Origin of the sequence: Rahnella inusitata (genome assembly GCF_018288855.1) — a bacterium.
In the GTDB taxonomy this organism is placed as follows: domain Bacteria; phylum Pseudomonadota; class Gammaproteobacteria; order Enterobacterales; family Enterobacteriaceae; genus Rahnella; species Rahnella inusitata.
In genome coordinates, this window is sequence record NZ_CP065025.1 from 411,991 (window position 1) to 435,799 (window position 23,809).

At 57.2% G+C, this 23,809-nt stretch carries 20 protein-coding genes and 1 pseudogene; 17 read left to right on the forward strand and 4 right to left on the reverse strand.

Annotated elements, in window-relative coordinates; genetic code table 11:
• Positions 1-3: 3 nt before the first annotated feature.
• The 3 genes from I2123_RS23675 to I2123_RS23685 all read right to left on the reverse strand — a co-directional run bounded on the left by I2123_RS23675 (position 4) and on the right by I2123_RS23685 (position 3,025).
• The gene (locus I2123_RS23675; RefSeq protein ID WP_112164544.1) at positions 4-786 is read right to left on the reverse strand and encodes an ABC transporter ATP-binding protein; all 783 of its coding nucleotides are present in this window, start codon (positions 784-786) and stop codon (positions 4-6) included.
• Positions 783-1,835: a FecCD family ABC transporter permease gene (locus tag I2123_RS23680; RefSeq protein ID WP_213052649.1), complete on the reverse strand. Its 1,053-nt coding sequence runs from the start codon at positions 1,833-1,835 to the stop codon at positions 783-785. Before I2123_RS23680 ends, I2123_RS23675 begins: the two co-directional genes overlap by 4 nt.
• Before the next feature lie 71 nt (positions 1,836-1,906).
• Positions 1,907-3,025, reverse strand: coding sequence for an ABC transporter substrate-binding protein (locus I2123_RS23685; protein WP_213052650.1), 1,119 nt, complete (start codon positions 3,023-3,025; stop codon positions 1,907-1,909).
• Between the two features lie 261 nt (positions 3,026-3,286).
• Between I2123_RS23685 and I2123_RS23690 the strand changes: the two genes are divergently transcribed.
• The 17 genes and pseudogenes from I2123_RS23690 to I2123_RS23770 all read left to right on the forward strand — a co-directional run bounded on the left by I2123_RS23690 (position 3,287) and on the right by I2123_RS23770 (position 22,683).
• Entirely contained in the window at positions 3,287-3,949 is a 663-nt protein-coding gene (locus I2123_RS23690) for a DUF3313 domain-containing protein (RefSeq protein ID WP_112164541.1), read from the forward strand.
• Positions 3,950-3,962: 13 nt separating this feature from the next.
• Positions 3,963-4,580, forward strand: a complete 618-nt coding sequence (locus I2123_RS23695; RefSeq protein ID WP_213052651.1) for a paraquat-inducible protein A — start codon at positions 3,963-3,965, stop codon at positions 4,578-4,580.
• Positions 4,577-5,200, forward strand: coding sequence for a paraquat-inducible protein A (locus I2123_RS23700; protein WP_213052938.1), 624 nt, complete (start codon positions 4,577-4,579; stop codon positions 5,198-5,200). The genes I2123_RS23695 and I2123_RS23700 overlap by 4 nt, the downstream gene beginning before the upstream one ends.
• Positions 5,193-6,788 carry a PqiB family protein gene (locus I2123_RS23705; protein WP_213052652.1) on the forward strand — a complete coding sequence of 532 codons (1,596 nt, stop codon included), beginning with the start codon at positions 5,193-5,195 and terminating at the stop codon, positions 6,786-6,788. Before I2123_RS23700 ends, I2123_RS23705 begins: the two co-directional genes overlap by 8 nt.
• Positions 6,785-7,375 (forward strand): PqiC family protein, encoded by a 591-nt coding sequence (locus I2123_RS23710; protein WP_213052653.1) that lies wholly within the window; start codon positions 6,785-6,787, stop codon positions 7,373-7,375. The genes I2123_RS23705 and I2123_RS23710 overlap by 4 nt, the downstream gene beginning before the upstream one ends.
• Positions 7,376-7,646: 271 nt before the next feature.
• Complete coding sequence (locus I2123_RS23715) at positions 7,647-8,141, forward strand: PadR family transcriptional regulator (RefSeq protein ID WP_244879935.1); 495 nt, start codon at positions 7,647-7,649, stop codon at positions 8,139-8,141.
• A 125-nt stretch (positions 8,142-8,266) separates the two neighbouring features.
• Positions 8,267-9,427: an efflux RND transporter periplasmic adaptor subunit gene (locus tag I2123_RS23720; RefSeq protein WP_112164536.1), complete on the forward strand. Its 1,161-nt coding sequence runs from the start codon at positions 8,267-8,269 to the stop codon at positions 9,425-9,427.
• Positions 9,427-12,537: an efflux RND transporter permease subunit gene (locus tag I2123_RS23725; RefSeq protein ID WP_213052654.1), complete on the forward strand. Its 3,111-nt coding sequence runs from the start codon at positions 9,427-9,429 to the stop codon at positions 12,535-12,537. The genes I2123_RS23720 and I2123_RS23725 overlap by 1 nt, the downstream gene beginning before the upstream one ends.
• A 6-nt stretch (positions 12,538-12,543) precedes the next feature.
• Positions 12,544-13,914 carry an efflux transporter outer membrane subunit gene (locus I2123_RS23730; RefSeq protein WP_213052940.1) on the forward strand — a complete coding sequence of 457 codons (1,371 nt, stop codon included), beginning with the start codon at positions 12,544-12,546 and terminating at the stop codon, positions 13,912-13,914.
• Between the two features lie 95 nt (positions 13,915-14,009).
• Positions 14,010-14,369: pseudogene (locus I2123_RS23735) on the forward strand (methionine-R-sulfoxide reductase); the annotation flags it as partial.
• A gap of 230 nt (positions 14,370-14,599) precedes the next feature.
• The gene (locus I2123_RS23740) at positions 14,600-15,403 is read left to right on the forward strand and encodes an ATP-binding cassette domain-containing protein (RefSeq protein ID WP_213052656.1); all 804 of its coding nucleotides are present in this window, start codon (positions 14,600-14,602) and stop codon (positions 15,401-15,403) included.
• Positions 15,403-16,224: an ABC transporter ATP-binding protein gene (locus I2123_RS23745; protein ID WP_213052657.1), complete on the forward strand. Its 822-nt coding sequence runs from the start codon at positions 15,403-15,405 to the stop codon at positions 16,222-16,224. The genes I2123_RS23740 and I2123_RS23745 overlap by 1 nt, the downstream gene beginning before the upstream one ends.
• A gap of 4 nt (positions 16,225-16,228) precedes the next feature.
• Complete coding sequence (locus I2123_RS23750; RefSeq protein WP_213052658.1) at positions 16,229-17,467, forward strand: MFS transporter; 1,239 nt, start codon at positions 16,229-16,231, stop codon at positions 17,465-17,467.
• A gap of 13 nt (positions 17,468-17,480) precedes the next feature.
• Positions 17,481-18,989 carry an ABC transporter substrate-binding protein gene (locus tag I2123_RS23755; protein WP_213052659.1) on the forward strand — a complete coding sequence of 503 codons (1,509 nt, stop codon included), beginning with the start codon at positions 17,481-17,483 and terminating at the stop codon, positions 18,987-18,989.
• On the forward strand, positions 18,989-20,773 hold the full coding sequence (locus tag I2123_RS23760; protein WP_213052660.1) for an ABC transporter permease subunit: 1,785 nt from the start codon (positions 18,989-18,991) through the stop codon (positions 20,771-20,773). Before I2123_RS23755 ends, I2123_RS23760 begins: the two co-directional genes overlap by 1 nt.
• 63 nt (positions 20,774-20,836) lie before the next feature.
• The gene (locus I2123_RS23765; RefSeq protein ID WP_213052661.1) at positions 20,837-21,766 is read left to right on the forward strand and encodes a DMT family transporter; all 930 of its coding nucleotides are present in this window, start codon (positions 20,837-20,839) and stop codon (positions 21,764-21,766) included.
• 128 nt (positions 21,767-21,894) lie between these two features.
• Positions 21,895-22,683: an alpha/beta fold hydrolase gene (locus I2123_RS23770; protein WP_213052662.1), complete on the forward strand. Its 789-nt coding sequence runs from the start codon at positions 21,895-21,897 to the stop codon at positions 22,681-22,683.
• Between the two features lie 93 nt (positions 22,684-22,776).
• Here I2123_RS23770 and I2123_RS23775 read toward each other — a convergent pair whose 3' ends face one another.
• Complete coding sequence (locus I2123_RS23775; RefSeq protein WP_213052663.1) at positions 22,777-23,808, reverse strand: methionine synthase; 1,032 nt, start codon at positions 23,806-23,808, stop codon at positions 22,777-22,779.
• Position 23,809 lies beyond the last annotated feature (1 nt).

Genomic DNA, 23,809 nt, shown 5'->3' on the forward strand with positions numbered 1-23,809 from the left:
CTCTTACCCTCCGCTCACCGGCTGAATCACCGGATTACCCAGACGGTCCTGCAACACCTCCACTTCGACGCCATAGGTTTGGGCGATAAGTTCTGCTGTGATGACCTCCCGCGGCGTGCCTGCTGCCTGAATTTTGCCCTGTGCGATCACCAGTAAGTTATCGGCATACTGACAGGCCAGATTGAGGTCGTGCAGCACGATCACGGTGACCCAACCACGCGCGCGGGTTTCACGTCGTACCAGATTCAGCAATGAAATCTGATGCTTTAGATCCAGCGCGCTGACCGGTTCGTCCAGCAACATCACTTTCGGCTCGCGCATCATCACCTGTGCAAATAGCACCATCTGCCGCTGCCCGCCGCTCAGCGAAGCAATTTCACGGCCAGCCAGATGCGCGATACCCGCCTGCTCCAGCCGCTGCATCGCGGCATCCAGCGTGTCATCGTCAATGTGCAATGAAAGCTTACCGAGACGACCGAGCACCACCACTTCCAGCACCGTCAGATCGATATCGGCAGTGGTGTCCTGGGGCAGATAGGCAATTGTGTCGCGCCAGCCATGCAGCGATTTACCGCGCACTTTCCCCGGCAATAAGCGTTGATCGCCACACTGTATCTGCCCTTCTGCCAGCGTCAGTTCACCAAACATCGCGTTCAACAGCGTGGTTTTTCCCGTACCGTTTGGGCCGATAATGACGTGAATTTTACCGGCATCCAGCTGCGTACTCACTCCGCCGAGAATGCTGCGCCCCTGCCGGTGAATACCGACGTTTTCAAGCTCAATCATAGGGTTCTCCTGCGCGGCGCAAAGATCAGCCAAAGCAGGAACGGCACGCCGACAATCGCCGTCACAATACCCACCGGGAATAACGCGCCGGGAACGATCGACTTCGACAACACCGACGCTGCCGAAAGCATCAGCGCGCCAGCCAGCACCGACATCGGCAAGGAGAAACGCTGATCTTCACCCACCACCATGCGGGCAATGTGCGGCGCGACCAGCCCGATAAAGCCGATGACACCGACGAAGCTGGTCGCCGTCGCCGTCATCACCGCCACGATAATCAGGATTTTCATCCGCAGTTGCCGGACGTTAACGCCAAGGCTCAGTGCCCGCATTTCCCCCATGCGCAGCGCCGCCAGTTTCCACGAATCCGCCATCAGCATCAGGCAGCACACCAGCGTGACGACTGCGGTCAGCGCCAGCGTCGGCCACGTCGCTTTGGTCAGGCTGCCGAACAGCCAGAAAAGGATCTGCTGCGAGAGTTCTGGCGATGACAAAAACTGTATCAGCGACAGCAGCGACTGGAAAAGGAACAGCAGCGCAATGCCGCCAAGAATGATGGTCTCGGTTCTGACCGTGCGCATTGAGGCCAGCATGAAGAGAAACAGCGCGGCAATCATTGAAAAGATAAACGCGCCAATCGGCACGGAAATCATCGGGTGCAGACCGAATCCGCCAAACGCCAGGCTCAGCGCCGCACCGAAACCAGCTGCCGCTGCCATGCCGAGCGTATACGGGCTGGCCATCGGGTTGTTGAGCAATGTCTGCATCTGAGCGCCACCCGCGCCGAGTGCGGCACCCACCACCAGCGCCATCAGCGCCATCGGTAAGCGGAATTCACGCACAATCGCGTCGGTCATTGCCGCGCGTTCGCCGATGCCGGTCAATGAGCGAATGACTTCAGAAGGCGACAACATCGACGGGCCGGTAGCGATATCGAATACCAGACTGACGGCAGTAATCAGCAGAAATAACAGCACGTAGCGCCAGCGCTTACGTTCACGCGCGCGGTGAGCAATAATCGCCTCACTACGATCGGCAGAAATAGTCATCAAAATCCCCTTTCAAAAAACGAAAGAAGCGCTGCTCAGAGGCAGCGCTTCGGTACAACGCAACATCAGAATCAGTCTTTCAGACCAACCACAAACGTGCCTTGCGGCGTCACAGGGAGATATTTTTTGTAGAAGTTGAGGTAGTTCGCCAGCGGATCCATATCTTTAAACTGCGCCGGATAAAGCTGTTTCGCCATGTACTGCACCATCGCGAAATCGGAAATCGTGCGGGATGCGCCCTGATAAACGCCGTATAACTGACCGTTTTTAACCGCCGGTAGCTCCGCCCAACCGCGACGATTCTCAAAACCTTTCAGCTTCTCACGCGCATCGGCTTTACTGATGCCCACGCCCATCGGCAGCGCCGACGGATTCTTGTTGTTCTCACGGCCAGAAATGAAAATCACGTCAGGCTTAGAGGCCAGCACCTGCTCAGGGTTAATCGGCCCCCACCACTCAACGAAAGGCGCAGCAATGTTGTCGCCGCCCGCCGCGGTCGCCATAGCGCCCCACATATTTTTGCCATAGGTGAAGGAATATTCTTCCGGGCCTTTGTTGCCAAATTCTACGTACACTTTTGGCTTCGGCTTGCCGGAAGCCGCTATGCGGTCAGCGACGTTTTTCAACGAGGACGCATACAGATCGGCCATTTCGTTCGCGCGCGCTTCTTGCCCGGTCAGTGTACCCAGCACGCGGGTCGAAGCCACATGGCGTTCCACGGTTTGCGCGTTGTAATCGATAACCACCACCGGAATGCCCTGCTTCTCAATGCGTTCCACATCCAGCCCCAGCGCCTTAAACTGCCAGTCAGCCAGCACCAGCAAATCCGGATTCAGGCTCAGCACTTTCTCGACCGAGAAACTTTGTGCTTCAACTTCTCCCACGTCAGAAATGTTTTTCAGCGAAGGGCGATGCGCAACATGCATTTCCCAGTTTGCCGGAACCCAGCCTTCCCATGCTTCGCGTGAAATACCCACTACCGAGTCGTAGGCTTTTTCGCCACCAACCGACATGTAATCTTCAAAGTAAAAGCCCACCACTACGCGTTTGGCAGGCAGATCGACTTTTACCTGACGGCCAATCACATCGGTGATGGTTTGGATTTCTGCCACAGCAGACGCACTGAGCGCCAGCGTGGCAAAAGACAAGGCGCAGGCGAGCGAGCGCAGAGTAAAGGTATGTGCAGCCATGAAAGTCAGTTTCCCAGGATAAGTAGTACAAGTTAAATGAAAATGATTATCAATTATGTTTGACGCTTTTATTTACACAATTACACATTTTCTTTCAAGATATTTAACACGTTCCGCCCTGAATCTTTTGATAACTGTACCGGCATGTACATTTTCTTGACATCACTCAGGTCATCACTCATAAATATACCGTACCGTACGGTTTTGATGTGAAAGCAAACCGACGTCCCGCTACGATTATTCACAGAAGGTGTATGACGAATGTCTGCGTTAACAAACGGCTATTCTCTGGCGGCTTTGATTTCTTTAGCTTTTCTCACAGGGTGCGCGAGTACCCAGCCTGTGCCCTACACCGGGGTCACTTCTTCTTCCCAGATGAAACCTGATACTCAGGATGAGTCCGGCCATATCGCTTACAGCTTCAGCGCCCCGACGGATTGGAATAAATATTCCCGCGCGATCCTCGATCCGGTGGTGATTTATCAGGGCGCGGATGCGCAGTTCGACGACGTCTCGCCTGAGCAGAAACAGGCGCTGGCGGCCTACATGCAGCAGGCGTTCGGCAAAAGCGTTGGCGAGCACTTTCCGCTGACCAACGCAATCACGCCCGGCACTCTGCGCATTCGTCTGACCCTCACCGGTGCCGAAACCACCACGCCGGTGCTCGGGACATTCTCCCGCTTTGATCTGATGGGCGGCCCTTACAACATCGTGCAATCCGTGCGTGGTAAACAGGGCTCGTTTACCGGCTCGGTGAGTTATGCGGTGGAAATTTACGATGCGCCATCCAACCAGCTGCTCAAGGCGTATATCTCGAAGCAATATCCAAATTCGCTCAATATCGGCGCGAGCTGGGGTGCGCTGAGTGCAGCAGAAACCGGCCTCGACAAAGGCGCTGAACAGCTGCAAGACCAGTTGAAATAAGCAGGATTATTCGATGAAAATCTATCCGCAGCAGGTCATTTGCAAACACTGCGACAGCCTCTATACCCGAAAACCGGTGCGGCCCGGCGAGGCGGCGCAGTGTCAGCGCTGTCGGGCCGAGCTGTATCGGGGAAGCTGGCTGAGTCTGGAACAATGGTTCGCCTTAACGGTGACAGCGGCGCTGTTTTTTATCATCGCCAACCTGTTTCCTGTGCTGGAGATCCAGTTCCACGGCCAGTCGCAGGCGACGACATTAGCCGAAACCGCGATGGCGCTGGCGCACAGCTACGCCTCACCGCTGGCCATTCCGGTGGCGTTGCTGATTATCGTCTGCCCGTGCCTGCAAATCCTGCTGCTGAGTTGGGTGCTGTTTCACGCCTGCCGGAGAAAAGCCGCACCGGGGTTTGCGCCCGCGATGCGGCTGCTGGCGGGGCTCGCGCCCTGGAGCATGGCGGAAGTGGCATTGCTCAGCATTCTCATCGCCGCCATCAAACTCTCCCGACTGGTGAGTATCACCACCGGTCCCGGCACCTGGGCGTTGCTCGGTTTATGCCTGTTATTGCCGGTGATCAATCATCAGGATTTTCATCCGTTGTGGATGCTGAAAACCGTAAAGGGGAAGCACGGATGACGCCCGCCGGACAGGCGTTATCTCTGGGGCTGGTGCGCTGCCACGTGTGCGGGCTGGCCTGTGAACACGTCGGTGGCGTACATGCGTTGCCCTGCCTGCGATGTCATGCGCCGCTGCACACGCGTCTGCCCGACAGCCTGACGCAAACCTGGGCGCTGCTGCTGACCGGCGTGTTGCTGTATCTGCCCGCCAATTTATTACCGGTGATGTACAACAGCTTCGCCGGACGCGGCAGCGAAAGCACTATTCTTGGCGGCATCGCTGGATTCTGGGCGTCTGGCTCTTACGGCATCGCGATAGTGATTTTCACCGCCAGCGTCCTGGTGCCGTGCGCCAAATTTGGCATTCTCGGCGGGTTGCTGATCGCCACAAAACGGCGTGATGTCTCAGGGCGCGTCCGGCGGTCGCGCCTGTTTCGCCTGACCGAACATATCGGTTACTGGTCGATGCTCGATGTCATGGTGGTGGCGCTGATCGCCGCGCTGGTGCAGTTTCCGGGATTTAGTACCGCCGAGCCGCGCATCGGCATTGTCTTTTTTGGAGCCGTGGTGATGTTCACCCTGCTGGCAGCAATGAAGTTCGACCCGCGTTTGCTTTGGGAAAATAATAAGCATGAGTGACTATGATTCACCGCCGCCGGAGGTTATCCCGCGGCGGCTGCGCCCTTCGCTGATCTGGCTGGTGCCCGCGGCTGCCGCATTAACCGGCCTGTTTCTATTGTTTCAGCTATGGGCTTCCTCCGGGCCGGAGGTTTCAATTACCTTTCAGACGGCAAGCGGCTTACAGGCCGGGAAAACTGAAGTGAAATACAAAGATGTCACCGTCGGACTGGTGAAGTCTATCGTCCTGAGCCCGGACAGCCAGCGCGTGCTGGTCACCGTCTCGCTGATGAAAAATGCTGAAAATCTGGCCAAAGCCGACACCCGATTCTGGGTGGTGCGTCCGCGCGTCGGAATCGGCGGAATTTCAGGGATCGACACTCTGCTGTCGGGCGCGTACATCAGCCTCGACACCGGCACGTCGAAGCAATCCGGCACCACTTTTACCGGGCTGGAATCGCCGCCGACGCTGATCAACGGCATGCCAGGCAAACAGTTTGAAGTGGTGGCCGACGATCTCGGCTCACTGGATATCGGCTCGGCGGTGTATTACCGGCGGATCCCGGTAGGCCGCGTGTCGTCTTACGCGCTGCGCCCGGACGGCAAAGGTGTAAGTGTGAATATTTTCATCGATGCGCCTTACGACAGGTTTGTCACGCCATCCACCCGTTTCTGGAATGCGAGCGGCGTCGATTTGTCGCTCAATTCAGACGGTTTGCAGCTAAAAACGCAGACCATAGCCTCGGTTATTGCCGGGGGCATTGCGTTCGCCAATCCTCCCGATTCAGTGAACGCACCCTCTTCTGCCGATCACAGCGTTTTCCGGCTGGCCGACGACCAACCATCGGCGATGGCACCGCAGGACGGTACGCCGCAAATTCTTCAGCTGCGTTTTCAGCAGTCGTTGCGCGGAATGCAAACCGGCGCGCCGGTGGAATTCTCCAGCGTGAAGCTCGGCAAAGTCACGGCTATCGATCTGGATTTTGAACCCTCCGGCTCACGGTTTATCTCAGTGGTCACTCTCGAGGTCTACCCGAACCGCTTAGGCCGCGTGCTGGAGAAATTGCCCAAGCCGGAAAAAGATGGAGAAAAACAGGCCGCCGTCTTCCTGCGCGATCTGGTGCAGCACGGACTGCGGGCACAGGCGCGCACCGGCAACCTGCTGACCGGCCAGCTCTACATTTCGCTCGATTTTGTCCCCAACGCCGCACCGGTAGCTTTTGATCTCAGCGCGCGGCCTCTGCGCATTCCAACGCTGAACGGCGGATTCGATCACTTACAGGAGCAGGTCGCGACGCTGATTGGCAAAGTGTCGAAAATGCCCATTGAGTCAATCGGCAATAATCTCAACGCCACGCTGGGGAATCTCAATCAGACGCTAATTCAGGTCAACGGGCAGGTTTTGCCGCAAACCATCCAAACCCTGCGCCAGTTGGATCAGACGATGAACGGCGCGCAGAGGCTGCTGGTGGCCGACTCGCCGCTCTTACAAACGCTGGCCGAATTTCAGCGCACGCTCTATTCCCTGCGCACGCTTACCGGTTTACTGACGCATCAGCCGCAGGCGCTGCTGACCGGCAGACTGAATGACCCGAAGGAAAAACCATGAAGCTGACCGCTGCCCTCAACATTGCCTGTGCCCTGCTGATGTTAAGCGGTTGTGCATCTTCCACGCCGCCGCACTATTACACGCTGGTGGATGGCGACCGTGTGCCGCCCGCCGTCGTCGCTGCGCCGTTTGCGATACGCATGCATCCGGTGACGTTGCCGGAACAACTGAATCAACCTGAGCTGGTCATGCGCAAAGGCGACGGCGAACTTTTTATCTCGGATAACGCCCTGTGGGCCTCGCCGCTTCCGGAGGAAATGCGCAGCGCGCTCACCGGCCAGCTTGAACGCTCACTCAACACCGTCGAGGTCAGCGGACTCACGCCGCCGCAGGACAAACCGGTGGTGGGCATCAGCATGGCGGTTCAACAGTTCGATGCCTGGCCGGGCAATCGCGCCAGCATTGCCGTCACCTGGCGGCTGAGTTTCGATGCGGGTTCGGCAGAAGAACAGTTACTCACCTGCCGGACGCAGCATCAAAAAACGTCGCAGGGAGGGTATTCCGGGCTGGTCGCCACTCAGCAGGCGCTGATGCGCGACGTGGCCACAGACATTGCAAACAGCATCAAAACACGTCAGTGCGGCTGACAAACTGCGCTTTTTCGCAACGCTTACATAATGAAATCGTCACCTGCGTGATCAACTTATTTTTTATTTAGATTCAGTCAGATAGTAAAGGAAGAAGAATGTTAAGTTTTGTCAGGCTTTAATAACTCGCTCTGCAATAATGGAAACTTAGTTGTTTAAAAACAATCAATTAACACTATCCTTACGCAACGATTACGACCCGTCGCAGACTTGACCCTCAACGTTCACAAGATATATCTTGAGGCCGTCGCTGATGAAGGGAAAAGGGAACATGATGAAGATGTCAGAACCGGCAGCACGCCGAAAAAGCAAACTGTTCACACGTCAGGAACTGACGTTGTTTGTGTTGCATCTGATCCAGATAAATCCGGCGCACGGCTATGAAATCATTAAAACCATCGAAGGTTATTCAATGGGTGCCTACATCCCCAGCCCCGGCGTGATCTACCCAATCTTGTCGCTGATTGTCGAAGAAGGCTACGCCAGCGTGGCGGAAATCGACGGCGGCAAGAAACAGTTTTCTATGACGCCTGCCGGATCTGAGTATCTGGCCGCCAGAAGAAAAGAAATTCGCGTCGTGGAGGAGAAAATTAAAACCCGCGTGATGGAAAATAATCCTCCGCCGCGATCTGATGTTATTTATGCCATCGAGAATTTAAAAATAACGCTGCGGACAAAGAAATATAATGAAAACCCGTCTGACGAAAAACTGGCGAAAATCATAAACATTATTAATGAAGCTACCGATAAAATAAATAAATTATAATACGACCCCACTCTTTACTCTTATTAATACAAGCCTTACGCAATCTGCCCTTTATATTTCCGCATTATATTTATAATGCGGTCACCGGGATTTTTATGCCTGTTTCAGACTGACGGAAAACCATCATGCCAATAAGACCCATAAAACTCACCTGCCTGTTCGTTATTCTCGGGCTGAGCGGTTGCGATACTTCGCCGACGGCTCAGCAAGCCCCTGCCCCCACCGAAGTGGGCATTGTCACGCTTAAAGCGCAGCCGTTTAATCTGGTCAGCGAATTAACCGGGCGCACTACCGCCACGCTGACCGCCGATGTGCGGCCACAGGTGGGCGGGATTATTCAGAAACGTCTGTTTACCGAAGGCGATATCGTCAGGGCCGGTCAGGCGTTGTATCAGATTGATCCCTCATCTTATAAAGCCACTTACGATCAGGCCGCCGCCGCGCTGAAAAGCGCCAAAGCATTGGTGATTTCCGACTGTCAGAAAGCGAAGCGCTACGCCACGCTGGTGAAACAGCAAGGTGTGTCGCAGCAGGACGCCGATGATGCGCAATCCGCGTGTGCGGAAGACCGCGCCAGCGTCGATGAAAAAGCCGCCTCGCTGGAAACCGCCAGAATCAATCTCGACTGGACGCGCGTCACCTCCCCCATTGACGGACGCATTGGCATCTCTTCTGTCACGCCGGGTGCGCTGGTTTCCGCGTCGCAGGACACCGCACTCGCCACCGTGCGCAATCTCGATTCGATGTATGTCGATCTTACCCGCTCCAGCGCCGATTTACTGAGCCTGCGCAAACGCGCACTGGCGACCAACAGCGATACGCTCGGCGTCACGCTGACGCTGGAAGACGGCACGATATACGCCGAAAAAGGGCGTCTGGAGCTGACCGAAGTGGCCGTTGATGAAGCCACAGGTTCTGTCACCCTGCGTGCCGTGTTCCCGAATCCGAAACACCTGTTATTACCGGGCATGTTTATTCGTGCCGCGGTCGATGAAGGCGTGGTCGAAAATGCGATTCTGGCGCCGCAGCAGGGCATTACCCGCGACGCCAAAGGTGAAGCCACCGCGCTGGTCGTCACGGCGGAAAACAAAGTTGAACAACGCCATGTGGAAACTGGTGAAGCGACCGGCACTTTTTGGGTGATTACAAAAGGCCTGCAGGCCGGAGATCGCGTACTGGTAGAAGGCAACGATAAAGTGGCCGCCGGTGACACCGTCAAACCGGTAGAAGTGCAGCCCGCCGTCGTCCATGACAACACCACCCAAAGCTTTGAAGGAGCCGCCTGATGTTTTCACGCTTCTTTGTACGCCGCCCGGTGTTCGCGTGGGTGATTTCTATTCTGATCATGATGGCCGGGATAATGGCGATCCGCACGCTGCCGGTGGCGCAGTATCCGGACGTCGCGCCGCCGTCGGTTAAAATCAAAGCCACCTATACCGGTGCTTCTGCCGAAACCCTCGAGAACAGCGTCACGCAGGTCATCGAGCAGCAGCTAACCGGCCTTGATAACCTGTTGTATTTCAGCTCCAGCAGCAGCTCGGACGGCTCGGTGGATATCACCGTCACTTTCCAGCAAGGCACTAACTCCGATACCGCACAGGTTCAGGTGCAGAACAAGGTGCAGCAGGCCGAATCGCGCCTGCCGACGGAAGTGCAGGAAGCGGGCGTGACCGTCACCAAATCGCAATCCAGCTTCCTGCTGATCATGGCGGTGTACGACAAAAACGACAAAGCCACCAGTTCTGACATCGCCGACTGGCTGGTGAGTAACATGCAGGATCCACTGGCGCGCGTCAGCGGCGTCGGCAGTCTGCAAGTGTTCGGCGCGGAATACGCCATGCGCATCTGGATGGATCCGACCAAACTGGCGGCCTATGATCTGATGCCGTCCGACGTGCAAAGCGCGATTGAAGCGCAGAACGTGCAGATTTCAGCCGGTAAAATCGGCGGTTTGCCTTCTTCAAACACTCAGCAACTGACCGCGACCGTGCGTGCGCAGTCACGGCTGCAAACTCCGGAACAGTTTCGCAATATCATCGTCAAGGGCAACACCGGCGGCGCGGTTGTGCGCATCAGCGATATCGCCCGCGTCGAAATGGGCAGCGAAGATTACACCGCGTCATCACAGCTGAACGGCCATCCGGCGGCAGGCGTCGCCGTGATGCTGGCACCTGGTGCCAACGCCCTCGATACGGCCACACTTGTCAAAAATACCATTGCCGAATACCAGCGCAGCATGCCGAAAGGCTATGACGTGGCGTATCCGAAAGACAGCACTGACTTCATCAAAATCTCCGTTCAGGACGTGATCAAAACGCTGGTCGAAGCCATCGTGCTGGTGATCGTGGTGATGTATCTGTTTATGCAGAATATTCGCGCCACGCTGATCCCGGCACTGGCGGTACCCGTCGTTCTGCTCGGCACCTTTGGGGTGCTCGCGCTGTTTGGCTATTCGATCAACACCCTGACGCTGTTCGCCATGGTACTTGCCATCGGGCTGCTGGTGGATGACGCCATTGTGGTGGTGGAAAACGTCGAGCGAATAATGCATGAGGAAGGGCTTTCCGCCCGCGAAGCCACTGAAAAATCGATGGGTGAAATCTCCGGTGCGCTGGTAGCGATTGCGCTGGTGCTCTCCGCCGTATTCCTGCCGATGGCTTTCTTCGGCGGCTCGACCGGCGTTATCTACCGCCAGTTCTCTGTCACCATTATCTCCGCGATGATCCTCTCAGTTGTGGTAGCGCTGACGTTAACTCCGGCACTCTGCGGCGCGTTTCTGCGTCATAAACCGCAGGCCAAAAACGGCTTTTTCGGCGGTTTCAACCGTCTCTATTCCCGCACTGAAAACCGCTATGAGAATGGCGTGATGCATGGCCTGCGCCGCCCGGTGGCGATGGTACTGCTGTACGGCGCCATGTCAGCGGTGATGGCGTTCGTAATGTACAGCCTGCCAGGCAGTTTTCTGCCAACCGAAGATCAGGGCGAAATCATGGTGCAATACACCCTGCCCGCAGGCGCAACCGCCAACCGGACTGAAGCGGTGAACGACCGCGTGACGCAGTGGTTTCTCGATAAAGAGAAAGACAACACCAACGTTATCTTCACCATCACCGGTTTTAACTTCAGCGGCAGCGGTCAGAACGCCGGGATGGCGTTCGTCTCGCTGAAAAACTGGGACGACCGTCCGGGGAGCGCCAATACCGCGCAGTCCATCGCCGGACGCGCGATGCGGGATTTATCGGTTATCCGTGATGCAAAAGTCATCGCTATGACGCCACCGGCGGTTGACGGCCTCGGCCAGAGCAATGGTTTCACCTTCGAACTGATGTCTGCCGGCGGCACCAGCCGTGATGAGCTGATGAAACTGCGCACCGAACTGCTGGCGCTGGCGGGCAAAAGCCCCGAACTCCAGTCAGTGCGCGCCAACGACTTACCGCAAATGCCCCAGCTACAGGTGGATATCGACAACAACAAGGCCGTTGCGCTCGGGTTGTCGCTCAGTGACGTCACCGCCACCCTGAGCAGCGCGTGGGGCGGGACCTACGTCAACGATTTCATCGATCGCGGACGCGTCAAAGAAGTCTACATTCAGGGCGACAATGAGTTCCGTTCTAAACCGACAGACCTGAATAAATGGTTTGTGCGCAGCAGTGATGGCACCAGCATGACGCCGTTCTCCGCTTTCGCGACCACCCGCTGGAGCTACGGCCCCGAAAGCCTTTCGCGCTACAACGGTTCCACCTCGTTTGAGATTCAGGGCGAAAACACCGACGGCTTCAGTTCAGGTGCCGCCATGGCAAAAATGGAAGCACTGGCGGATCAGCTGCCCGCAGGTTCGACGTGGGCGTGGAGCGGATTATCGTTGCAGGAAAAGCTCGCCAGCGGCCAGGCGCTGAGCCTTTATGCCATCTCGATTCTGGTGGTGTTCCTGTGCTTAGCCGCGCTATACGAAAGCTGGTCGGTGCCGTTTTCAGTCATTCTGGTTATTCCGCTCGGCCTGCTCGGTGCTTCACTGGCAGCGTCGTTCCGCGGCCTGAATAACGACGTGTACTTCCAGGTGGCGCTGCTGACGACCATCGGACTTTCGTCGAAAAACGCCATTCTGATCGTCGAATTTGCCGAAGCCGCGCTTAAACAGGGCAGCACGCTGACCGCCGCCGCTGTCTCCGCCGCCCGCACACGTTTACGACCGATTCTGATGACCTCGCTTGCGTTTATCGCCGGGGTGATGCCGCTGGCGATTGCCACCGGCGCAGGCGCCAACAGCCGCATTGCGATCGGAACCGGCATTATCGGGGGCACGCTAACCGCCACCCTGCTGGCCATTTTCTTTGTTCCGCTGTTCTTCGTGCTGGTGAAAAAAGTGTTCACCCGCCACAAAGACGCGCAGGAGTAAGACATGATTTTTCGTCTGAGTATTATTTCGTTGTCTCTGTTGCTGGCAGGCTGTATTTCACTGGATCCGGATTATCAGCGCCCTGCCGCGCCGGTGCCGTCCGTATGGGCGGCGCAGGGAACCCAGCCCGCCGCCAGTGACGTGCTGACCGACTGGCAGCACATCATGACTGACGCGCGCCTGAACAACGTGGTCGAACGGGCGCTGACCAGCAACCGGGATTTGCAGGAAGCCATTGCGGATATCGAGTCCGCCCGCGCTCTGTACGGCGAGCAGCGCGCCAGCCTGTTCCCCTCCGCAGATGCCGAACTGTCACAAACTCGCAGCCGGACGCAGGATGCAGGCGTCAGCAGCAGCGCCACGGCAGATGGCGCGGTGAGCAGCTTTGAAATCGATTTATTTGGCCGTAATCGCAGTCTGAGTCAGGCAGCGAAAGAGACCTGGCTGGCGAGCGAATCCACCGCCCGCAATACCCGCCTGACGCTGATTGCCGAAACCAGCACCGCGTGGATCACGCTGGCGGCAGACAACAGCAACCTGAAACTCGCGCAGGACACCATGACCAGCGCCGCTGATTCGTTACGCATCACACAGCTGCGACAGAAAGAGGGAGTGGCTTCCGGGCCGGACGTCAGCTCCTCGATGGCGATTTATCAGCAGGCGCGTGCCAGCGTCGCCAGCTATCAGACGCTGGTCGCGCAGGACATCAATGCGCTGAACCTGCTGGTGGGCGACACCGTGCCGCAAAACCTGCTGCCCGGTACGCTCGAATCGCTGTCACCGCAGGCCATCGCGCTGGTGCCTGCGGGTGTGTCGTCCTCCGTGTTATTGCGCCGCCCGGACGTGCAGGAAGCTGAGCACAATCTGAAAAGCGCCAATGCGGATATCGGCGCGGCGCGGGCGAACTTCTTCCCGTCGCTGTCGCTGACCGCCAGCGCAGGCGTCGGCAGCAGCTCGCTCTCGAACCTGTTCAGCCATGGCACCAACGTGTGGTCCTTCGCCCCGAGCCTTTCCCTGCCGCTCTTCACCGGCGGTAGCAACACCGCGCAGTTACGCTATGCCGAAGCGGAGAAAAAGGGGCTGATCGCTGCCTATGAAAAAGCCATTCAAAGCGCCTTCAAAGACGTCTCCAACGCCCTCGCCCGCCGCGCGACGCTGGATGAACAAAGGGATGCGCAGCAGCAATACGTCGCAGCCGCGCAAAGCAGCTACGATATTTCACGCCGCAGCTATGAAGCCGGTGCCGGTGATTACCTGACGGTGCTTACCAACCAGCGTTCATTGTGGTCGGCGCAGCAGGATTTGATCGCCCTGCAACAGACCGATTTCGAAAACCGGATTACGCTGTGGCAGTCGCTGGGGGGTGGGGTGAAGTAACACGTCCCAGGCAGGAAGGCACTTGCAGCTATACTCTATAGCCACAATATAGAGATACACTGTCGCTGCAATGTCACCTGCCAGGAGCAATTATAATGAACAGAGAACTGAATGATTTTGAACGTTTTGTCATCGAAAACAAAGGGACAGAACGACCGAATACCGGCGAGTATAACGACCATTTTTCACCAGGCCGTTATGTCTGCAAAAGATGTTCTGCGCCGCTCTATTCGTCAGAACACAAATTTGAGTCCCATTGCGGATGGCCTGCTTTCGACGATGAAATTCCGGGTGCGGTAGAACGTGTAGCGGATGCCGATGGCCGCAGGACGGAAATCGTTTGTGCCAGCTGTAAAGCGCATCTGGGGCATGTCTTTGAGGGTGAATATCTGACTGAGAAGAATCTGCGTCACTGCGTCAATTCCGTTTCAATGATTTTTGAAAGTGCCGACGATCAAGGCAATTATCACAAAGCAGAATAAGCGCTGATTCTGACTAAGAGCGGTTTTCAAACATTTTTTGTCTTATACAATCCTGCCGAAATAAGGATTAAATAAAGACCCTGTTATTGCTGTGTGAATTCCCGGCGAGAATAAAAAATCGCAAAACCTTTTGCATCAAATTGACACATTTTGTTATGTTATCACATATCAAGTGGTCGATGACGATGAGCGGGTTGAAGGGAATGACAGCAGAAAAGGCGAAAAAGTGCGAACCGGTTCTGACGGTAGAGGGGCTGACGTTATGGATCGCCGGTGAAAAACGCATCTCGGACGTCAGCTTTCGCATCCACGCGGGCGAGCGCGTTTGTCTGCTCGGCGCGTCCGGGTGCGGCAAATCCCTGACCGCCAAAACCATCACCGGTACACCGCCACCGGGTGTGCGTATCAGCGGCAGCATCCGTGTCAACGGTGTGGAAGTCTGCGGAAAACACCCGGTAGTGCGGCCTCAGGCGGGTCGCGTGGCGACGGTGTTTCAGGACTCTTCCACCGCACTGAATCCGCTGATGACGCTCGGTAAACAATTACGTCTCGCCCTGCCTGCTGCCTGCGACGGTGAAATCACTGCCATGCTGGAGGCCGTCGGGCTCGGCGATATTCCGCGCTTTGCGGCCCGCTATCCGGCGGAGCTTTCCGGCGGCCAGCGCCAGCGGTTGTGTATCGCGCTGGCAATGCAGTCTTCCTCTTCCCTTTTGGTCGCCGATGAGCCGACCACCGCGCTTGATGTACTGACCCAGCAAAGCGTCGTCGATGTGATGCGCAAGGCCAGTGAAGCACGGGCTCTGCTGTTTATCACCCATGACATCACGGTGGCTGCGCAGCTTTGCCAGCATGCGCTGGTAATGGAAAATGGCCGGCTGGTCGAATCCGCCAGCATGGCGCAGTTACTGTCTCAACCGCAGCACCCTTACACTCAGCGTCTGGTTCAGGCGGCAAAACAGGCCGCACTGCCTTCGCAAATTGCATCTCTTTGCGGAGTAGCTGTCTGATGTCCCCTTCCCTGCATCTGGTGACCGAACCTTTTCTGCACCTTCACAACGTCAGCCGCCATCTGTCACTGCCGCGCGCTTTCTGGCGAGCACCCGTGGAGCGTAATGTGTTGTTCTCACATTTGTCGCTCAGTATTGGTCGCCATGAACGCATCGGGCTGGTGGGTACCTCCGGGTGTGGAAAATCGTCACTGCTCAAAATTTTGCTGGCGATGGATGCGCCTGACAGCGGCGAGGTGTTCTGCGACGGCGTACAACTCCGCCCCGGCTCCGCGCGTTCACTGCGCGAGTACCGCCGCCGCGTGCAATATATTCCGCAGGATCCGGCCAGTTCGCTGCCGCCTGGGCATACTGTCGGGCAGATTGTGGCCGGGCCGCTGAAACACCTTGGCTATAACGGCGAAATCTGGTCGCGCGTGCGGGAAGTGCTGGCGCAGGTCGGGCTGAATGAAACGCTGCTGCAACGCAAAGCGGGCGCATTGTCCGGCGGCCAGGCGCAACGCGTAGCGATCGCCCGTGCGCTGGCGATTTCCCCTGAATTTCTGATTGCCGATGAGCCGGTCAGCGGGCTTGATCTGCCGCTGCGCGCGCAGATCAGGCAGCTCTTGCAGCAGGTGACGCAACAAAACGGCATGGGGCTGCTGATGGTGACGCACGATATTTCGATGGCCGCCGGGCTGTGCGAGCGGCTGCTGGTCATGCACGCAGGCCTGATAATCGAAGACCGCGCAACACAAGATATTCTGCGTTTACCGCACCACCCGCATACCCGCCAGCTGTTGCAGGCGATCCCCCATTTACCTTTGACCGTTAACGGATAACCGGATGTTTACCCGCACTCTTTCGCGCACTGGCGCGCCCTGGCCGCCGTTACTGCTCGGCAGTAATCTGGTGTTCAACATTGGCTTTTACGCCGTCGTGCCGTTTCTCGCCATCTTCCTGCGCGACGATATGCTGCTCTCCGGCTGGGCTATCGGGCTGGTGCTTGGCCTGCGAACTTTTTCACAGCAGGGGATGTTTTTACTCGGCGGCGCGCTGTCCGACCGCTTCGGCGCACGGGTAGTTATTCTTTGCGGCTGCGTGGTGCGTATTGCCGGTTATCTGCTGCTCGGACTTTCCGATACGCTGACGCCGGTGATTATCGGTGCCTGTCTGACCGGTATCGGCGGTGCGCTGTTCTCGCCCTCTATCGAAGCGCTGCTGGCGCAGGCAGGGACGCACAGTGAGAAAGCAGGGAAACGCAGCCGCGCCGAATGGTTCGCACTGTCAGCCGTGTGTGCGGAACTGGGCGCAGTGCTCGGGCCACTGCTCGGATCGCTGCTGTCCGGTTACGGTTTTCAGCCGGTGGCGCTGGCCGGTTCGGGCCTGTTCCTGCTGGCGCTGGTAGTCTTGTTCTTCACCCTGCCCGCAGCGCCGAAACGTGCTGCTGAACTGAAAATTGTCCCATGGTGGCAGACTTTCCGTCAGCCGCGCTTCGTGGCGTTTATCGTGGCCTACAGTGCTTATCTGTTTAGCTACAACCAGCTGTATCTGGCGTTACCGGTGGAACTGCGACGTTCCGGCGGCGGTGAGCAGGATCTCGGACCGCTGTTTGTGCTGGCGTCGATTCTGGTGATCGTACTGCAAATGCCACTGGCGCGTTTCTCCCGCCGGATTGGCGCGCGGATCATCCTGCCCGCCGGTTTTATGCTGCTCTCTTCAGCCTTCGCCGCAGTCGCTCTGTTTGCGTGGACGGTGCCGCCGGATGGCTGGCTGCGCCTGCTGCCGTCGGTACTGCTGATCACGCTGCTGACCGTCGGCCAGATGCTGATTGTGCCGGTGGGGATGGATCTCATTCCGCGTTTTGCCGGGCAACATAATCTGGGCGCACATTATGGTGCACTCTCATCTATGGGCGGCATCGCGGTGCTGGCGGGCAATTTCATGCTTGGCGGGCTGCTCGATACCGCCCTGACGCCTTCGCCCGGCGCGGTGATCCCGTGGCTGGCGCTGGCCGCCGTTCCTTTTTTAAGCGCGCTGGCGATGTGGCGAATCTGCCGCCAGCTGCCTCCTCCCGCAATCTGACAAGGAATTTCTGATGTCACCGTTACGCATAAGCCCGCTGGCCGGGCTGCTTTCTGCTGCACTTTTACTGACCGGTTGCTTCAACGAGGCCGATAAAACCCCCGAAAACAGCGGGGATGCGCGCGTGCGTCTGGCGATGTTACAACCGCCGCGATCCGGTCTGACGCCGCTCAGCGATGACGCGTTCAAACTGTCGCGCTGGAGTACGGCAGAAACGCTGGTCGTTCTCGATAAACTCGGTGAAGCCCAACCAGCGCTGGCAACAAAATGGCAGCAAACCGGTGAAAACAGCTGGCGCTTCGAGCTGCGCCCTGACGTCAAATTCCACGACGGCACCGCGCTGGATGCGGCCACCGTGGTGAACGCGCTGACCGTTGCAGCGCACGCGGCACCTAAACCCCGCATTCTGGATGGCGTGCAGCTGACCGCCGCTGCCGACGGCGAACGGGCGGTTGTCGTCACCACGGCGCAGCCGGATCCGCTGCTGCCGCAGCGTTTATCCAGCCCGCAACTGGCGGTGTTATCGCAAAAAGCCTACAGCGCCAGCGGCGTGGTAGATCCGCGTCACACCGGCTCCGGCCCGTTCGAACTGGTGCAGGTTAACGGCACCAGCAGCGCCCGCCTCGAACGTTTCGATGGCTACTGGGGTGAAAGAGCCAAAGCCAGCGGCATTGACGTCAGTTTTGTGCCGGACGGTACCGCCCGTGGCGCGGCCCTGCGCACCGGCACAGCAGATATCGTCGAAGCTATTCCGGTTTCGCAGGCGCCGTTGCTCGATCAACGCTTAATTCATGAAGTGCCGATGCCCCGCACCAACACCCTGTATCTGAATACAAAGTCTGGCGTGATGCAGGAACCGCCGTTGCGTGCCGCCGTGCGTGACGCGATAAACCGTCAGCAGCTGGTGGATAACGTCTACGAAAAACGCGCCGACGTGGCGCAGGGTCTGCTCGGCCCGGCGTTACCCTGGGCGGCACCGCTGCGACAGCCGGTGAGCGCGCCAGTTACCGCGCGCAAACCGGCGGGTGAAACCATCATGCTGGCGACCTTCAGCGATCGTGCCGAACTGCCGGAAGTGGCGGTGTATCTGGCGCAGCAGCTGACCGCCGCCGGTTTTAACGTCAAACAGGTAGTGCGCGAATACTCACAAATTGAGACCGATGCGCTGGCGGGTAAATTCGATGCCTTTATTCTTTCCCGCGCCACGGTGCTCGATTCCGGCGATCCGGTGGCGTATCTGTACAGCGATTTTGCCTGTAAAGGCTCGTTTAACATCGCCCAGCTTTGCCGCCCGGAAATCGATCAGGCGCTGCAACGTGCGTCGGTCATCCCGGCGGGCATTGAACGCCGCAAGGCCATTATGCAGGCTGAAAACCTGATCCTCGCCACCGATGCCGCCATCCCGATGCTGCACGAGCGCGTCATTCAGGGCGAAGCCGCTAATGTGCGCGATGCCGTGCGTGACCCGCGTGAACGCACGCTGATCAACGCCGCAACACAGCGCGTGGAAGAGACCGACTGATGAGCGAGTCGCTGTATTGCCGTACCTGCGCGGGCGTCAGCCGTTTTCGCCAGAGCCAGCCGACGACGCTGTTGCCACTGATCTCCCGCCTGCTGACGCTGGCCGCGATTGTGGTGCTGATCGGCCTGCTGCCATGGCTTTCAGGCACCGATCCGGCACTGTCTTTGCTTCGTGCCCGCTCCGGCGATCAGGAAGCAACGGCGGAGACGCTGAACGCGATCCGCCTTTCGCTCGGGCTGGATCAGGGGCCGTGGCACGCGCTGGTGCACTGGCTCGGCGGTCTGTTACGCGGTGATGCCGGGGTATCGTGGGTGTCGGGACTGCCGGTGTTGCCAGGCATGCTGCGGGCAACCGGTGTTTCGCTGACGCTGATGGCTACGTCTGCACTGGTGGCGATGATCATTGCATTGCTGCTATGTGCGGGAACGCTTAAACATGGATTGCAGGGCGGTACGCCGCGTCCGGCGGGTTTTCTGGCGGCGCTGCTGACTGCGCTGCCAGAGTTTTTACTGTCTTCGCTGTTGCTGATCGTCGGTGCGGTCTGGCTGTCGCTTTTTCCGCCCTACGGGTGGATGGGCTGGCATTACGCCGTGCTGCCCTCGCTGGCGCTGGGTTTGCCTGCGGGCGGTTACCTTGGCCGTCTTTATTCCGATGCGCTGACCGGCACGTTTAACGAAAGCTGGCTGACGACGTGGAGCGTGCTCGGCATCAAACGTCGCCACACGGCGCTGGCGGTCATCATGCGCGCACTGCCGGGCGTGATGCCGTTAACCGGTCTGGTGCTGGTGGCGCTGACTGGGGGTGCTGTCGCGGTGGAAAAAGTGTTCGCCATCCCCGGTCTTGGTCGCGCTACGCTCGGCGCAGCGGCGGCCGGTGACTTACCGGCGTTGCAGACCGGCGTGATGATCCTGCTACTGCTGGCGTCCGTCATCGGCATACTGGCAGGCGGCGCACGACGGCTGTTGCTTGGGCGTGCGCTGTTGCTCGGCGCTATGCCGGTTCCGGCGCAGGCCGCGCCAGCGCACAAACAACGGGCGTGGATCCCACTGCTGTGTCTGGCCTTTCTGATGGCGATGGTGATTGCCGGTTTACCACGCGATCCGCTGACGTCCGGCTATCTGCGTTTGCAGCCGCCGTCGCTGGGGCTGCCTTTCGGGGCGGATGCGATGGGGCGTGACCTTCTCGCCCGCGTCGCACACGGGACGCTCAATACCTGCTTACAGGCGCTGGCCGTGTCGCTAATGTGTCTGGTCATTGGCATGGCGGTCGGTGCTTTCCCACGGGCGATGACCGGCCCCATCGAAGTGACCAACGCGCTGCCGCCGGTGATCGCCGGATTAGTGATCGCTGCGGTCAATGGCCCGACCGCGACCGGCGCGATCATCGCCGTTACGGCCGTCAGCTGGGCCCCGCTCGCCGCGCATACCGCCGCGCTGGTGGCAGAAATTCAGGCGCGTCCTTATATGAAAATGCTGCCGGTGGTGGGCACAGGGACTTTACGCCGCACGGTATTTTATGTACTGCCTGCCCTCTCCGGCTCCTTATTGCGCCACGCCATGTTACGTCTGCCGGGCATCGCGCTGGCGCTGGCATCTCTCGGCTTTCTGGGATTGGGCGCCCCACCACCGGTGCCGGAGTGGGGACGTGTTCTGGCTGAAGGGATGCCGTATATGGAACGCGCCGGGTGGAGCGTCTTCGCGCCTGCTGCTGCGCTGGGCGTGTTATCCATTATGGCGGTTACGCTCAGCAGTCTGAGGTGGAAAAAATCGGACACCGCACACTGAACCGTTATCTGAATCGCTAAATCGCGCTAAGCTGTCGGCTCGATTTTTAAGGGGTGACAGGAAATGGATGCGCGTAAACCGTTGGACAGATTCGCCAGCAGTGTGATGGTGGTGTTGTGTGTTATCTGGGGCGTGCAGCAGGTGGCGATCAAAAGTGCTGCCGCTGACATCTCGCCGTTGTTGCAGGTCGCGCTGCGCTCCGGCATCGCCGGACTGGCGGTACTGATTTTGTTGCTGGTGCGCCAGCGTAAAATTCCGTTCAGCGCGGAAAATTTCGGCCCCGGTTTGCTGGTCGGCCTGCTGTTTTCCATCGAGTTTATGTTTGTCGCCGAAGGGCTGCGATTCACCACGGCGGCGCACATGGCGGTATTTCTCTATACCGCGCCCATCTTTGCCGCGCTGGGGCTGCATTTTCTGGTACTGGAAGAACGGCTGAGCGGTCTGCAATGGTCGGGCGTGGGTGTCACGTTCATCGGCGTGATTGTGGCATTTCTGTTTGGCGGTCACGCCGCGAATTCACCGCAGGCCAGCAATATGCTGCTTGGCGATTTCTTCGGCCTGCTGGCCGGGGCATTCTGGAGTATGACCACCATTGTGGTACGCCGCAGTAAACTTTCCTCCGGCAGTGCCACCATGACGCTGTTCTATCAGCTGGCCGGGGCTTTCGTGCTGCTCGGCGGGCTGGCGCTGCTGACCGGCCAGACCCAATTCCATCTCACGCCGGTGTCGGTCACCAGCATGGTGTTTCAGAGCGTAGTCGTTACCTTCGCCAGCTATCTCGCCTGGTTCAGCCTGATGCGCCGTTACCACGCCTCGCGGCTGGGGATCCTGTCATTTATGACACCGGTGTTCGGCATTATCGCCGGTGTCATTTTCCTGCACGAACCGCTCAAGGTGAATTTCATTATCGGTGCCCTGCTCATTATGCTCGGCATCCTGACGGTCAGCGCCGAAAGCGTGCTGAAGCAATGGGTGGCGAAGCGACGCAGGTAAGCCGGAGGTCGCAGATCGCGAACGCACCGTGATGACACAACACACGGAGGGTATTTAGCAAGAATAAACTTGTTTAATTGGTGCGAGATCGGGTAGGTTGGTTCCTCACTTCGCGAGAGGACGAAAACATGCCTGTTTTGCATACAAGCCATGGTGATATCGATTATCAGGATATCGGTACGGGCGACACAACCCTGTTTCTTATGCCCGGCTGGTGCCAGCCAAAAACCGTCTTCAATGACTTTTCTGAGCTGGCGGCAGCTTTCTTCCGTGTTGTCATTATCGACTGGCGTGGTCATGGAAAATCAACGACCGATGGTCAGGATTTTGACGGGGCTGCATTACTGACAGAAGCGTTGGCACTCATTGAACATCTCGGCCTGAACCGGGTAATTCCGGTTTCTGTCGCACATGCCAGTTGGATAGCGGTGGATTTGGCAGAACGTTTAAAAGAACGTGTGCCAGGGATGATATTCCTTGATTGGATCATGAATCAGCCTGCGAAGGAGTTCTACACGTCAATCAAAGAGATGCAGCATGAAGATAGCTGGCAGTCTGCACGGAACCAGTTGTTCGAGTTTTGGTTAGCAGAAAGTCACTCACCGGTGATGATCCATCATCTAAAAACTGAAATGGCAGATTCCAGCTATCAGTTGTGGCGACTTGCAGGGCAGGTGATCGCCGATGCGTATCATAAACACGGCTCGCCGCTGCAACGCCTCGATAAACTCGACAATCCACCGAAGGCTACCCACATCTATTCCCTCGACAGAAACGACGAATACCTTGCTTTACAACAGCATTTCGCTATGACGCATGAATTCTTTGAGGTGGAACGTTTGAAGAACGCCAGAACTCATCTGGCGGTGCTTGAAAGACCGGCGGATGTACTGGCGAAAATTATGGAATCGCTATAAATCTTTCATCGCTCAACCGGCGATAGTTGGCGACCGGTCTGGTCGCTCAACCCGGACAGAACGCTCGTTGAGTGAACTCTTTATTTGGCGAAGTTATTTTGCCAGGAGTTCTTTTCGCACGATTGCTGCCCCTGCACTTAACGCATCGAGCTTACCTCTTGCAACTGAACGAGGTAATGGGATCATACCGCAGTTGGTGCAAGGATAGAGCTTGTCGGCGTCTACAAACTGCAGGGCTTTTCGAAGCGTCGCCGCGACTTCTTCCGGGGTCTCAATGGTATTCGTCGCCACGTCAATGGCGCCAACCATCACCTTTTTCCCGCGAATAAGTTCCAGAAGCTCTATCGGAACATGAGAGTTTTGGCATTCCAGTGAAATAATATCGATATTAGATTTTTGCAGTTTTGGAAAAATCTCTTCGTATTGTCTCCACTCTGTCCCGAGCGTTTTTTTCCAATCTGTATTGGCTTTGATGCCATAGCCGTAGCAAATGTGTACCGCAGTTTCACATTTAAGCCCTTCGATAGCTCGCTCTAACGTGGCAATTCCCCAATCATTTACCTCATCAAAGAAAACATTAAATGCAGGCTCATCGAACTGAATAATATCGACACCCACGGCCTCTAATTCTTTGGCTTCTTCGTTGAGAATTTTAGCGAATTCCCACGCAAGCTTTTCGCGGCTTTTATAATGGTTATCATACAGCGTATCAATCATCGTCATCGGCCCTGGCAGAGCCCATTTAATAGGTTGATCTGTTTGCTGGCGTAAAAATTTGGCATCTTCAACAAAAACGGATTTTTGGCGACTTACCGGGCCAATGACTGTCGGTACACTGGCTTCATAACGATTACGAATTTTAACCGTCTCGCGCTTTTCAAAATCAACGCCGTTGAGATTCTCAATAAACGTTGTGACAAAATGCTGACGCGTTTGCTCGCCATCACTGACAATATCAATACCAGCTTGTTGTTGATCTTCCAGGCACAAACGCAGGGCATCTTTTTTGCCGTCAATTAATTCCTGATCTTGCAATTTCCAAGGTGACCAAAGTACTTCAGGTTGCGCAAGCCAGGAAGGCTTAGGTAAGCTGCCAGCAGTTGACGTAGGTAATAACTTTTTCATA